The 15,022-nt window shown below is 33.6% G+C and carries 5 protein-coding genes; 4 read left to right on the top strand and 1 reads right to left on the bottom strand.

The annotated features are described in order from the left end of the window. Nucleotides 1-104: 104 nt before the first annotated feature. The 3 genes from IRZ99_RS13785 to IRZ99_RS13775 all read left to right on the top strand — a co-directional run bounded on the left by IRZ99_RS13785 (nucleotide 105) and on the right by IRZ99_RS13775 (nucleotide 11,420). Entirely contained in the window at nucleotides 105-4,214 is a 4,110-nt protein-coding gene (locus tag IRZ99_RS13785) for an HYR domain-containing protein (RefSeq protein WP_228519088.1), read from the top strand. Nucleotides 4,215-4,739: 525 nt separating this feature from the next. Continuing rightward, nucleotides 4,740-7,031, top strand: a complete 2,292-nt coding sequence (gene bglX / locus IRZ99_RS13780; RefSeq protein WP_194657942.1) for a beta-glucosidase BglX — start codon at nucleotides 4,740-4,742, stop codon at nucleotides 7,029-7,031. A gap of 243 nt (nucleotides 7,032-7,274) precedes the next feature. Next, nucleotides 7,275-11,420, top strand: coding sequence for a two-component regulator propeller domain-containing protein (locus IRZ99_RS13775; protein ID WP_194657819.1), 4,146 nt, complete (start codon nucleotides 7,275-7,277; stop codon nucleotides 11,418-11,420). Here the strand turns inward: IRZ99_RS13775 and IRZ99_RS13770 are convergent. After that, nucleotides 11,417-11,653 carry a hypothetical protein gene (locus IRZ99_RS13770; RefSeq protein WP_194657818.1) on the bottom strand — a complete coding sequence of 79 codons (237 nt, stop codon included), beginning with the start codon at nucleotides 11,651-11,653 and terminating at the stop codon, nucleotides 11,417-11,419. The genes IRZ99_RS13775 and IRZ99_RS13770 overlap by 4 nt on opposite strands. A 218-nt stretch (nucleotides 11,654-11,871) precedes the next feature. Here IRZ99_RS13770 and IRZ99_RS13765 point away from each other — a divergent pair, with 218 nt between their 5' ends. Beyond that, entirely contained in the window at nucleotides 11,872-14,976 is a 3,105-nt protein-coding gene (locus IRZ99_RS13765) for a TonB-dependent receptor (RefSeq protein WP_194657817.1), read from the top strand. Nucleotides 14,977-15,022 lie beyond the last annotated feature (46 nt).

Genomic DNA, 15,022 nt, shown 5'->3' with positions numbered 1-15,022 from the left:
CTTATAAATTTTATAATAATAGCTTAACTTTAAAGGCTTTAAATTTGATTTCTAACAACCTTATTTCTTAACAAATGAAACACTTCTACCAAACTCGCCACCTCATGGCTTTTGTAAGTCTTTTTTGTTGCTTTTCCCTGTCCTTATTTGCACAGGGAACATCTCCGGCACCTCAAAATTTGCCTTATGTACAAGATTTTTCTTTATTAGAACCTACCTCAACCTCATATCCTTCAGGGTTACAGGGTTGGACAGCAAGTGCAATTCCCGGAAGTTCATACAATACGAACGCCATCTTAGTAGGAGACCGAACCTTAACCGCAAGCAGCTCTGCTTCTACTACAAGCGGTAATATTCATAATTATAATGGAAAAATTGGATTTTTAAACTCCGGTTCATTAGACTTAACGATTGGTTTAGCAATTAACACATTGACAAAGTCAGGCATTGTAGTACAATATGATGCTATGGTAATTCGCAATCCTTATGATGGAACTGCGAACACTCGTATTAATGAAATGGTTTTGCAATATCGAATAGGTGATTCTTCTATTTTTAATACTTTGCCTACAACCTCGTATTTAAGTAATACAGTTAAACAAACGACTTCTGGGGTTATTTCTCCTTTAAATCCTGTTACTATTACTGTAGTTTTACCAGCTGAATGTGACAATCAGGAGGTTGTACAGTTAAGATGGATTTCTAAACAAAATTCAGGAGCAGGCTCACGTCCTTCGTTTGCTATTGATAATATTAATATTCAAAATGACCTTACGCCGCCTGCATACGCTGATGGATATCCTAAAATAGAAAATATCCTATCTAATGGTTTTGATTTTTCTATTCAACTGAATGAAACTGGAAAAACGTATTTTGTATTATTGGCCTCAGCAAGTTCAAAACCAAGTGCTATTCAATTAAAATTAGGTTTAGATGCTAATGGAAACACCGCTTTACAATCTGGTATATTTGATGTTACGGACAAAACTTTGATTTATACTAAAAGTATTTCTAATTTAACTCTTGGTACTGATTATGTTATTTATGCTATATCAGAAGATTCTTATGGTAATCTTCAAACTGACAGTAATCAGCTAAATATTAAAACCTCAAATGTTTTAGTTCCTTCACTATCAACAACAAAAACTGCATTGGATTTTGGCTTTTCAGAACAAAATTTCGCATCAAAAACAAGCAGTTATCAAATTCAGGCACAGCATCTTAATGATGTAGTTACTGTTAGTGCTTCAAATAATTTTACAATTTCAAAAAATCCAAATGATAACTTTCAATCTTCTTTGGTCTTTGACATGCACGATTTTGATACTAATAACACTCCTACAGTTTATGTACGATTTACGCCTAATGCAACGGGTAACTTTTCAGGACAAATCGACCACCAAACTTTAGGAGCAAGTACTAAAATGATACTATTATCCGGTATAGGAATCAATCCTTATTCTCAAAATTTTAATGATGTAAATGTACTTACAAACAGTGGCTGGACTGCTTATAGTGTGGCAGGTGATAAAATTAAATGGGCTAGTACAAGCAGCCGTTTTAATAGTTCACCAGCAGCAGTATCGATAAATGGCTATGCTGAAAACGGAGCAAGTAAGGATTGGTTAATTTCACCTAAATTACATTTAGATAGTTTCGATAAATTCCCATTATTATCATTTTATTCCCGTAAATTTTATTCGGGTCCAAACTTAAAATTAATGATTTCTGTTAATTACGACGGAACAAGCAGCCCAGAAACTGCTACGTGGACAGAAATTGAAGGTGATTTCCCTTCAACTACCGGAGTATTTAAGGTTTCTCAGTTCATCAATTTAAGTGCTTATAAAACCGATAATACTTATGTAGCATGGGTATATGAAACTACCGCTTCAGGTGGAGATAATGCAGCCGAATGGACAATAGATGACGTAAGTATTACGAATGAAGCAACATTTTTAGCTTCTAACCCTAATTTAAATTTTAGTGAAACAAACGCAAATTCAACTTCAGATAGTCAATCCTTTGTTTTCATGGCTGGGGGTTATGGTGATTTTACGATCACAGCTCCTTCTAACTATCAATTAGCTCTTAATAATACCAATTTTCAATCCAGTCTTGTTATTTCTGCAAACGATGCATTAGCTGGTAAAACTATTTATGCGCGTTTTGCCCCTTCGGTAAAAGCATTAAATTTAGAAGGCTCCTTGACGGTTACCTCTACTGGACTAAATCAGCAAATAGGTCATTTTACCGGTTCCTCTTTTCCAAAAGCTGAAACCTTCGATATTGTAAGTTACAACTTAGAGTTTTTTGGAAGTGATGTAGTTGGAACAAGTGGGGAATTTGGTCCAATTGACGATGCTTTGCAAGTTGATAATGTAGCCAAAGTAATGAATAAATTAAATGCCGATGTTTACGTAGTTCAGGAAGTGTCTGATGACGCTGCTCTGGAAACTTTGATTCAAAAAATAAGCATCAATGGCAAAACATTTGACAAAAGCATTTCTCCAGCGTGGTCGTATTCATTTTCGCCACCAGATCCTCTATTCCCTCCTCAAAAATTAGTGGTTATTTACAATACGCAAACTACCAAAGTAAACAAAACCCGCGTTATGTTTACCGAATTGTATGATAATATTCGTGCCGGAAATGCCAGTTTACCTAATTATCCAGGAGGTAACAGTTCTAGTTTCTTTGCCTCAGGACGTTTGCCTTATTTAGTGAATATTGAAACCAACATTAACGGGGTTAAAAAAGAAATGAACATTATTGATCTTCATGGTCGTGCCAATAGTGGAACTGATATTTCTAAATACAATATGCGTAAATACGACGCTGAACTTTTAAAGGACAGTTTAGATGCAGAATATCCAAATGCAAATTTTATGATTCTTGGAGATTATAATGATGATGTCGATGTATCTGTTATTACTCCTAATCCTTCTTCTTATCAAAAAATAGTAGAAGACACTGATCGTTATAATGCTTTAACTTTAGAGATCAGTAAAGCAGGAGCCTATAGTTACTTAGCTTCTGGAGGGTTTTTAGATCACATTATTATTTCTAATGAACTTACAAGCGAGTACATTCCAAATTCTATTGCGGTTTATGATCCACGTCCAGATATTGCAAATTATGTAAATACAACCTCCGATCACGGACCTGTTATTGCGCGTTTTGATCTTAAAAAAGCAGCACAAAGCATCAACTTCCCAACTATTACTATTACAGATGCTACCTCTTATGATCTAAATGCTACAGCCACATCTGGTTTGGCGGTTACCTATGCAAGTTCTAATGAAGCTATTGCCAAAATTAGTAACGGAAAAATCCAAATCTTTAGCGCAGGAACGGTAACCATTACGGCTTCTCAAGTAGGAGACGAATATTATTTAGCTGCTACTAATGTTGATCAGTCTCTAAACATTACTGACACAAAATTACCTGTTATTGTAGCACCGGCAACAATAACACAAAGTAATGATACAGGAATATGCGGAGCAAAAATCACTTACATCACCCCTATAGGAACCGACAATTTTCCGGGAGCAACTACTGTTCAGACAGCAGGATTAGCTTCAGGTGCTGTATTCCCAGTTGGAACAACAACCAATACCTTTAAAGTAACCGATGCGTCTGGCAATACAGCAACATCTTCATTTAATGTAATTGTAAATGACACTGAGCTACCAATAATAATTTGTCCGGAAAATATTATCCAGAAAAAAGATGGTAGATTACATGGAGCGATAGTAACTTATTCTACTCCTGTAGCAACTGATAATTGCTCAGGAATTACTATTACACAAACATCAGGATTGGCATCAGGAAGTGTTTTTCCATTGGGTATTACTACAAACATTTTCAAAGTAGTTGATGCAGCAGGAAATACAACCAATTGTTCTTTTACCATAAACATTGTAAAAGCTTTGCCACCAGATCATGGAAACGGAGGATGTTCAATAAAAGCATATCCTAATCCTGCAACTGATTTTGTCAATTTTACCATAAAAATGGATAACCCAAAAAATCTGACGTTAAAATTGTATGATCTCTTTGGCTTTTTAGTTACAGCACCAGTAGAAATAACAGGAAACTCAACTGAAAACACAGTTCAAATAGATGTTAGCCGTCTTAGAAGAAGCATTTATATTTACACTTTAAGTACTGGAAACAAAATATTATTTATTGATAAAATAATCAAAAAATAAAAGAAATTACTTGTCTTAAAAATGCCAGATTCCTTTACAAGAGTCTGGCATTTTTTGTATACTATAATTTGAACTTACTTTCTAGTTTACCACAAAAACTTAAGGCCGTTTTTTGAGATTTTCCGTAAAACAAAAATTCTATAGATTTCCAACCTCTAATTTGAAATATATCAATTCCAAAACAATTTAATTTTCATTAATTCTTTTTTAGGTTTAAAATTAAAATTTGTCGAATCTCTTAAGAGAATCCCATTTTTAAGTTTTCCCCCTAGTAGGATTGAAGCTAAAAAGTTTAGTAGAAATCTCTCTATTTTATTAGCATTGACTCTGCGTATTGCATCATTTGTTTTAGAGAATGCTTCAAATGTATTACTATCGGTACTACTGTAAAACTACATTTACAATCCAAAAAATTGATCAGATTTGAATACACACAAATTTGTGAATTTTATAAGCGATAATAAAATCGGCAAAAATAATGCTTTACATAATTTAATAACTTCTATAAAAACCAAAACCACAATGATGAAAAAACAAATTAAAAAATATGTCTTTCTATTTCTAATTATTTTCGGAAACGGGTATGCTCAAACAAAAAAGCATATGGACACCAGTAAGACTACTGAGGACCGAATTTCGCTTTTGATGAAAGAAATGACTTTAGAAGAAAAAGTAGGGCAAATGAATCAATACAATGGCTTTTGGGATGTAACGGGACCCGCACCGAAAGGCGGAAGTGCTGAATTAAAATACGAACACTTACGAAAAGGCCTTGTGGGATCAATGCTTACTGTTCGAGGTGTAAAAGAAGTTCGTGCCGTACAGAAAATCGCTGTAGAAGAAACTCGTTTAGGAATTCCGCTAATTATTGGTTTTGATGTTATTCACGGTTATAAGACGTTAAGCCCTATTCCACTGGCAGAAGCAGCAAGCTGGGATTTGGAAGCTATTAAAAAGTCGGCGGCAATTGCAGCAACTGAGGCTTCAGCGTCTGGTATTAACTGGACTTTTGCACCCAATGTCGATGTTTCAAATGATGCGCGCTGGGGACGTGTAATGGAAGGCGCCGGTGAAGATCCTTATTTGGGAAGTAAAATAGGCTATGCAAGAGTAAAAGGTTTTCAGGGAGAAACTGTTGCTGATTTGGCTAAAGTAAATACGATTGCGGCTTGTGCAAAACACTTTGCAGCATACGGTTTTGTTGAAGCAGGATTAGAATATAATAGTGTAGACATTAGTACTTCGAAATTATACAACTCGGTTTTGCCTCCTTTCGAAGCTACTATACAAGCAGGAATTCGTACGTTTATGAATTCGTTTAATACCTTGAATGGAATTCCGGCAACAGGAAATGCCTTTTTGCAAAGAGATATTTTAAAAGGAAAATGGAAATTTGACGGATTTGTCATTTCGGATTATGCTTCTATTCGCGAGATGATTGCACACGGTTATGCAAAGGACGAAGCCGATGCAACGGCAAAAGCAGTCATTGCAGGTTCTGATATGGATATGGAATCCTATTTGTATGTAGCAAAATTAGTTGAACTTGTAAAAGAAGGAAAAGTAAAAGAAGCTTTGGTTAACGATGCAGTTCGCAGAATTTTACGTGTAAAATTTGAATTGGGTTTATTTGATGATCCTTACAGATATTGCGACGAAAAGCGTGAAGAAGAAGTTATTGGAAGCAAAGCCAATAATGACGGCGTTTTAGATATGGCTAAGAAGTCAATTGTTTTATTGAAGAATGATAAAAAATTGCTTCCACTGAAGAAATCCGGGCAAAAAATTGCTTTGATCGGTGCTTTGGCAAATGATAAAAACAGTCCGTTGGGAAGCTGGAGAATTGCTGCGGATGATAATACTGCTGTTTCGGTTTTAGAAGGAATGCAGCAATACAAAGACAATCAGCTGACTTTTGAAAAAGGTACCGATTTGCTTTCGCAAAAAGCTACTTTCCTTACAGAAACCGTTTTCAATACAACAGATAAAAGTGGTTTTGAAGCAGCAAAAACAACCGCAAAAAATGCCGACGTTGTCGTAATGGTTTTAGGCGAATACGGTTTTCAAAGCGGAGAAGCCCGAAGCAGAACCGATTTAAATTTGCCTGGAGTTCAACAGGAATTATTAGAAGAAATTTACAACGTAAATCCGAATATAGTTTTAGTTTTAAATAATGGTCGTCCGCTTTCTATTCCTTGGGCGGCAGAACACATACCTTCAATCGTAGAAGCCTGGCATTTAGGAACCCAAACAGGAAATGCAGTGGCACAGGTTTTATATGGAGATTACAACCCAAGCGGAAAATTGCCAATGTCGTTTCCTAGAAATGTAGGTCAGGTTCCAATTTATTACAACAAATACAGTACAGGAAGACCAATTGACAGTGATAAAAATGTTTTTTGGTCACATTATATGGATGTAGAAAAAACACCTCAATTCCCTTTTGGTTTCGGATTGAGTTATACCACATTCGATTATAAAAATCTTAAAATAAATAAAACATCTTTTGCAAAAGGAGAAAAAATCCAAGTAAGTGTTGACGTTACAAATTCAGGAAATTATGATGGAAAAGAAGTGGTTCAATTGTATATAAATGATCCTGTTGCAAGTATAGTGAGACCCCTTAAAGAATTAAAAGGTTTTGAGCTTATTTCACTAAAAAAGGGAGAAACTAAAACTGTCCAATTTACATTGACAGAGAAGGAACTTGGTTTTTATGATAATGAAGGTCAATTTTTAGTAGAATCCGGACAATTTAATATAATGATTGGGTGGAATTCTAACGACGGACTTACCAGTAAGTTTGAACTAAAATAAACATTCAAAAAAGCACAAATGAAAAAATAATCTTTCAAGATATTGCTTATTTAAACAATTTATAACCTGAGTACGATTAATCCTTTTTAAGGTAATTAATCGGACTCAGGTTTTCAGCAATATGGTAAATCTGGATGAAAAAGCTAAGTGTTCTGTTTAGTTTTATTAATATTGTTTCACAAATGCATAAAACAAAATCAGTTATAAATTTTATTTTCAATAAAGTTGATCAATAATCGTACAATGAAAAATATCCTATATATTCTTTTAAGCTTCTTTGCGCTTGTAAATTGTCTATTTTCTCAGGATAAATTTGACAACTACCAATTTAGAAGCATACAGGAAACCACTTCAAAAAGAGCTATTTCTTCTATTATTCAGGATAAGAATGGTTTTATGTGGATAGGAACAAATGGTGCCGGTTTATATCGATATGACGGGGTAAATTATTTTGGATATAAATATGACACAAAACCAGGATCTGTAAACAGCAATTTCATTTATAACACTTTTATTGATACTCATAATAACTTATGGATTGGTACCGACGAAGGCTTGTGTTTATACAATAGGGATCTTGATAATTTTACCAAAGTCAATATACAGGATGCGATCGAAAAAGGTTATGACGAGCCTATTACCATAAAAACAATTATTGAGGATAATAATGGTAACCTGATCTTAGGAGCTTATGGTTTTGGGCTATTCAAACTTAATATTAAAACTTTAAAGGTTTCTTTAGTTCAGTCAAAAGTATTACAAAGACCCAATTTTTTAATAAAATGTTCGGCAAAAAACAAACAGGGAATTATATATTTAGGAACCAGTTATGGCCTTTTAGAGATTGATTTAAATGGAAAAGTTAAGCAGGTTTATAAGGATAAATTTAAAAGAGAACCTTTATTAGATGATATAGAAAATCTGGTTATTGATAAATTTGGTTTTTTATGGCTTGGAACAACTGAAAATGGGCTGATTAAAATTAAACCTGAAACTGATAATTATCAATTTGAAAATTTTTCCATTACCAAAAATAAAATTTTATCTATTGTACAAAGCAGCCTGGATTACATAATTTGTGGCACCGAAAATGATGGGTTACTAGTTGTAAATTATAAAGGTCAGGTACTCCAAAAATATTTACACACTAAGTATAACAATTTCAGTCTAAAATCTAATTCCGTCTGGTCTCTATACGAAGACAAAGAAAAACGGGTATGGCTGGGATATTTTAATAAAGGACTTGGTGTATTTGATAAGCCCAACAACAAATTTAATGCACTTGAGTCACTTGTAAATAACGATAACTCTTTACAAACCAGCTACGTTACTTCAGTAATAAAAGATAAAAAAGGAAATCTTTTAATAAGCAATGAAGGCGGAGGACTTGATATCTACAATCTCAACACTAAGCAATATATTCATGTAAATAAAAACAATCAATCTTATTATTCAGGCCTTGACGCCACTGACATTCAGACCATATTTATAGACAGCAAACAAAATATCTGGATAGGGAGCTGGGATCGTGGCATCTACTTTTTGAAAAATGGCACTACCCGATTTATAAATTACAATACAGCAAATACGGCAGGATTAAAATCAAATCGAATTTTTAGTTTTTCGGAAGATTCAAAAGGCCGAATTTGGATTGGAACTTTTATAAGCGGACTTCATTATTATGATAATAGGAGTAACACGTTTGTTCATTGCGACACCAGACCATTTGCAGAAAATGAGCTTAATAAAGCTTTTATTCGTAAAGTATTTGTAGATTCTGATGATATTTTATGGGTCGGAACTATCTTAGGACTATATCAGGTCAGCTTAAAAGATGACTCCGGTTTTAGAGTGACAAAAATGCGGGATGAAATGTTTAAGGATAAGATCAAATACAATAGTATTCAGACTATTTTATCAATTTATGAATCTAACGATAAACGAATATGGATAGGAACAGATGGTGAAGGATTGTTTAGTTATAATAAAAAAACCAAACTATTTTCTAATTACGATAATTTTCCTGGCTTGGAGGAGAAATCGGTGCGTGCTATAATATCTGATAATAATGGATCTTTATGGATAAGCGGCGGAGCCGGATTAACAAAGCTTGATTTTAAAAATAAAAAAAGCACCAATTTTAATAAGGATGATGGTCTTATCGACAACGATTTTAATAATAATGCCGTCTTTAAAGATGCTAACGGAGAACTGTATTTTGGTGGTTACGAAGGCGTAAATTATTTCAATCCTAACGAAATCAAAAAAGTGGAAAAAGCGCCAAGGCTTTATTTCAGTGATTTCAAATTATTTAATCGATCCATAAAGCCAAATGAAGATTCTTCTCCTTTAACAAAAGTAATTTCTCAAACTAAAGAAATTGTTCTCAACCATGCACAATCCGTTTTTACGATTGAATATGTGGGAATTAACTATAACTATTCCAAAAAAAACCAATATGCCTATTATCTTGAAGGATTTGAAAAGGATTGGAATTATGTGGGAAATAAACGCTCGGCAACCTATACAAATCTGGAAGCCGGTGACTATGTTTTTAAAGTGAAATCTGCTAACGCCGATGGTTCCTGGAGTGATGTTCAACTAGAACTAAAAATCACTGTACTTCCGCCCTGGTGGAAAACCTTCTGGGCTTATTTAATCTACGTATCTATTTTAGTTTTCCTGATTATATATTTCAACAAAATTTATCAGAATCGCTTTAAAGCCAGACAGGCCATCATTTTACAAAGAGAAAAAACGATTCAATTAGAAAAGCTAAACAATAATAAACTACAGTTTTTTACTAATATTTCGCATGAATTTAGAACTCCTTTAACCTTAATTATTAATCCGCTGGAAGATATTTTAAGGAGTAAGAATCTATCTCGCGAATTACATAATAAATTAAAAATCGTACACAAAAGTTCAGACAGGTTGTCCAGGCTTATCAATGAGCTAATGGATTTTAATAAATTAGAGTTTAACAAAATTTCCCTTCAGGCTAAGAAAATAGAAGTACTCACCTTTACACAGGGAATTATAGGCTATTTTGATGAAGAAGCAGCAGCGAGAAATATTACGATTAATTTTGATTCATCACTTGAAGAACTAGAAGATTGGCTAGACCCAAAAATGCTTGAAAAAATACTATTTAACATTATTTCAAATGCATTTAAATTTACTCCCGATAATGGTTTTATTACCATTGCTGTAGAAAAATCAGAAATTGATAATGAATTGTTAATCAATGGAAATAAAGTTCCGTCATTTTCAATAACAATTACGGATACCGGCTCCGGGATTCATAAAAAAGATCTAAAAAGAATTTTTGACAGATTTTATCAAGTCAATAATGTCAATAAAGACTACTACGGAAGCACCGGAATTGGCTTAGAGGTTGTAAAAGAATTTGTTGAGCTCCATAAAGGAAAAATTGACGTTGAAAGTACACCGGGAGAGGGTACAAAATTTACTGTTACATTTCCTTTAGGCAAATCTTTTTATAAGGAAAATGAAATAATTGATGAAGTTTTTGAGGTAGAAAAAAACAAAAATAAATTCTTATTTGAACCGGATACAGATCAAACGGATGAAGAAGAAATTACGACCACAAATGAAGAAATTATAGCAGATACTGCAAAAGCCTATACCGTTTTGATTGTTGAAGATAATCTTGAATTAAGAAATTATTTAAAACAGGAACTAAGTAAATTATATAAAGTTATTACAGCCGAAAACGGTAAAAAAGGTTACGAACTTGCCGTTCAGAAATTGCCGGATATCATCATCACAGATGTTATCATGCCCGTAATGGACGGTTTGCAATTGTGCAAAAACATAAAAGGTGATTTAAAAACAAGTCATATTCCTTTATTAATGCTTTCTGCAAAAGCCATGGTAAATGACAGGCTCGAAGGTATCGATTCTGGTGCTGATATGTATTTGAGTAAACCTTTTGAATTAGATATTTTAAAATCCAGTCTGGCGCAGCTTATTACAAGCAGGCAAATTATGTTTAAGAAATTTTATACGGGAATCACAAAAGACGGAAAAGAAAAAACGACTTCACTCGATAATGATTTCATTCAAAAAATTCTGCATTTTATCAATGAAAACATTAGTGAACCTGAACTGACAGTCGAACTTTTATCTGCTAAAATCTTCCTGAGCAGAAGTCAGTTGTATAGAAAAATAAAAACATTAACAGGGGTTTCTGTTAACGAGTTTATTAGAAATGTCCGCTTAGAAAAAGCAAAACAGCTAATTGAAAAAGGAAACAATAATATTAATGAAATAAGTTATAAAGTAGGTTTTACCTCTCCCTCCTACTTTGCTAAATGTTATAAAATTAAATACGGATATCTTCCAACGCAAGAAAAAAAGAATTAAAAAAAAGTACAGGCATTAAAAAAAAAGCAAGTTAAAAAGAGCTTCTGTTTTATAAACGGAAGCTCTTTTTTTTGTAAGTCAATTTTTTCAAAAAGACCCTTATTTGAATTATAATAAAAATCACATAAACAAAATATTTTAGCCTTTTTTCTAAACAAACAATATTTTTTAAGTCTTTTTTTTAGCAATACCTCAGCTGCGCTTTTACTACCGTAATTGGCTTTTTTAGCCATAACATCGTTTTCGTTCTGTTTTTTTGCATCATTTGTTGCACAATATGCTTCATCTGTTCTACAATAGCATAGCGCTACATTTTATTTTCGTTAAGAAATATTTAAGAAATAGTCTTCTTGTTTTAACTCAGGTGTTTGGCATATAAAGACCATCGTATTAGATGTTTTACAAACCAAAAAAAACTAATTATTTAAACTAAACTCTAACAACCAATTTTATGCAGAAAAGAACATTAAAAAAACTATTGTGTTTAATAGTATTTATGTGGGGGAATTTTTTCTTCGCTCAAACTATTAAAGGTAAAGTAACATCCGGGGGAATCAACTTGCCCGGTGTAAGTGTACTGGTACAAGGAACAAAAAACGCAACAATCACAGATTTTGATGGTGGATTTGTTTTAAACAATGTAGAGCCACGAGCTACATTACTTTTTACTTATATAGGATATAAAAATTTAGTATTGCCAGCAGATCCAAAATCGGTGATGCAGGTAGTTATGACTAATGACCTGGAAAAATTAAATGAAGTAGTCGTAATCGGATATGGAACTTCCAAAAGGAAAGATATAAATGGTGCCGTTTCATCCATTAAAGCTTCAGAAATTCAGGACAAGCCTTTTATTTCTATTGACCAGGCTCTTGTAGGTAAAGCTGCGGGTGTAAACGTTACTCAAAATTCAGGAACACCCGGAGGAGGAATTTCTGTTCAGATTAGAGGAATTACTTCTATCAATGGTAATGAACCTTTATATGTTATTGACGGAACACCAGTTTTTGCAGATAAAAACAACGACTCGTTTGCATTTAGTGCATTAGGCGGAGGAAGCGGACAAACGAAAAACTCGGCTTTATCTGGTTTGAATATTTCGGATATCGAAACTATTGATATTTTAAAAGACGCATCAGCAACGGCAATATATGGTGCAAATGGTGCAAACGGTGTCGTTTTGATCACAACCAAAAAAGGAAAAAAAGGAAAATCAAAGCTAACCTATGAAACCTATTTGGCTACTCAGGAAGTAAATAATACTGTTGATGTTTTAAACTTACCACAATACGCTGCTTATCAGTCTAAAATTTTCAAATTAAACGGTGAGCCTGTTCCGTACCAATATCAAAAACCTGATTTATTAGGAAAGGGAACAAACTGGCAAGATGAACTTTTTAGAACAGCTACTATGTATAATCATCAGCTGTCATTCTCAGGTGAAAAAGAAGGAACACGTTACTATACCTCTTTAAATTATTTAGATCAGGAAGGAATTGTTTTGAATTCAGATTTTAACAGATTATCTATGCGATTAAATGTAGATTCTAATGTGAAATCATGGCTAAAGATTGGTAATAACTTATCCGTAAGCAAATCATCGCAGCAGGTAGTCCGAAATGATGACAGAGGTGGTTTGGTGATGAACACCTTAAGACAATCGCCAGAATTACCGGTTAGAGCAGCCGATGGTTCTTATGCAGGACCAACTACTGGTTTAGGGTCTTCTGCAAATGAAGCTACTAATCCAATTGCTTTGTCGGAATACAACAATTCTACTACAGAAAGATTTAAAATTAATGGTAATTTATTTGCAGATTTTACGATTATCAAGGGGTTGGTTTTTAGATCTGAGTTAGGCTATGACCTGAATTTTGCAAAAAGCAGAACTTTCGTACCAAAATATACTTTAGGAACTGTGTCCGAACTTTTGAACAAATCATTTAAGCAGCAGGATCAAAGCTATTACTGGAATATTAAAAACTACCTGACTTACAATAAAACGATAAACGACAATCATAATTTTACCTTTTTACTAGGTCAGGAAGCACAAGAAAGCCGTTACGAATATTTAAGCGGTTACAGAACAGGCGAATTTTTAAATAAAGATTTTACTAATTTAAACATTGGTGATATCGATACTGCTCTTAACGGAAATGGTTCTGGAAGATGGTCTATGGCCTCTTATATTTCGAGATTAAACTATAGCTTTTCTGATCGATATTCTTTTTCTGCTTCTTTAAGAGCAGATGCTTCGTCAAATTTTGGTCCTAATAACAAATGGGGTTATTTCCCTTCATTTTCAGGAGGATGGACAGCAAGTAACGAAAAGTTCTTTGAGCCTTTATCAAAGACTATAAATTATTTAAAATTTAGAGCTGGTTACGGTTCGGTTGGAAATCAAAATATTCCGCCTAATAGATATGACACCATGTTAACATTAACTGCATCTCCATTTGGAGGTGTCTCTCCAACAATTGATAATTTAGGTAATCCTGATGTTAAATGGGAATCACTTAAGTCTTTCAATGCCGGTTTTGAATTAGCATTATTTAACAACAGAGTAAAAGTAGATTTTGATTATTATATTAAAAATTCTTCAGATTTCCTTACCAAGCAAATCAATGACGAATCCAATCAAAGTGCGCTTAACTTGTACTTTAATACAGGTGAAATTGTAACTAAAGGAGTGGAATTTACATTGAACACAAGAAACATTGTAACAGAAAATTTCACTTGGGACAGTACGCTTATTATATCAAAATACAACAATGAATTAACTTCTTTTCAAAATGAAGGCCAATATTTACTAGGAAAAGTACAGTTCGATGCCTATACCGTTACTAAAACAACAGCAGGACAGCCAGTAGGCCAATTTTATGGATATATTACTGACGGACTGTTTAAAAATGCTGCCGACTTAGCTGCAGGGCCAACTCAGGAAACAGGAACCGGAATTGGGGATATTCGTTTTAAAGATCTTAATCAGGATGGAAAAATTGATGCTAAAGATCAAACTGCTATCGGAAGCGCAATTCCTGATTTTACGTATTCGTTCACCAATAATTTGAGATACAAAAACTTTAATTTTTCAGTTGTAGTAACAGGAAGCGAGGGTAACGAAATTTATAATTTTACCCGCCATTATACTGATGGTGTTTACCCTGGATTTGGAGACCGTTTTGGAAATGTTACTACGCAGGCACTACAGGCTTTTGAACCTGGAGTAAATGAAAATACTGATGTTCCTAGAATCACACTTAATGATCCAAATGGGAATGGCAGAATTTCGAATCGATTTGTAGAAGATGGTTCTTATTTAAGAATTCAGAATGTTTCTTTGAGCTATGATTTACCAGAAAAGATATTCGAAAAATCTATTTTCTCTAAAATTAGATTGTATGCCAATGTCCAAAATCTATACACGTTTACAAAATACTCCGGTTTTGATCCTGCCCTTGGAAATCTAGATCAAAATATAACCTTGAGTGGTATTGATTTAGGTAGATATCCTGTGCCAAGAACGACTTCTATTGGAATGAATTTAGAATTCTAAGATTTATAAAAAAAACAAATTTAACTTAATGATTCATAATCGTTAA

The sequence above is a fragment of the Flavobacterium sp. LC2016-12 genome (assembly GCF_015351595.1).
Lineage (GTDB): Bacteria > Bacteroidota > Bacteroidia > Flavobacteriales > Flavobacteriaceae > Flavobacterium.
This window is presented reverse-complemented; position numbering and strand designations above follow the sequence as displayed.

What these genes read in the sequence shown, in the direction of transcription:
- IRZ99_RS13785 (WP_228519088.1), top strand. Translation starts at nt 105, where the DNA reads ATGGCTTTTGTAAGTCTTTTTTGTTGCTTTTCCCTGTCCTTATTTGCA.
- IRZ99_RS13775 (WP_194657819.1), top strand. Translation starts at nt 7,275, where the DNA reads ATGAAAAATATCCTATATATTCTTTTAAGCTTCTTTGCGCTTGTAAAT.
- IRZ99_RS13770 (WP_194657818.1), bottom strand. Translation starts at nt 11,653, where the DNA reads ATGGCTAAAAAAGCCAATTACGGTAGTAAAAGCGCAGCTGAGGTATTG.
- IRZ99_RS13765 (WP_194657817.1), top strand. Translation starts at nt 11,872, where the DNA reads ATGCAGAAAAGAACATTAAAAAAACTATTGTGTTTAATAGTATTTATG.
- bglX (WP_194657942.1), top strand. Translation starts at nt 4,740, where the DNA reads ATGAAAAAACAAATTAAAAAATATGTCTTTCTATTTCTAATTATTTTC.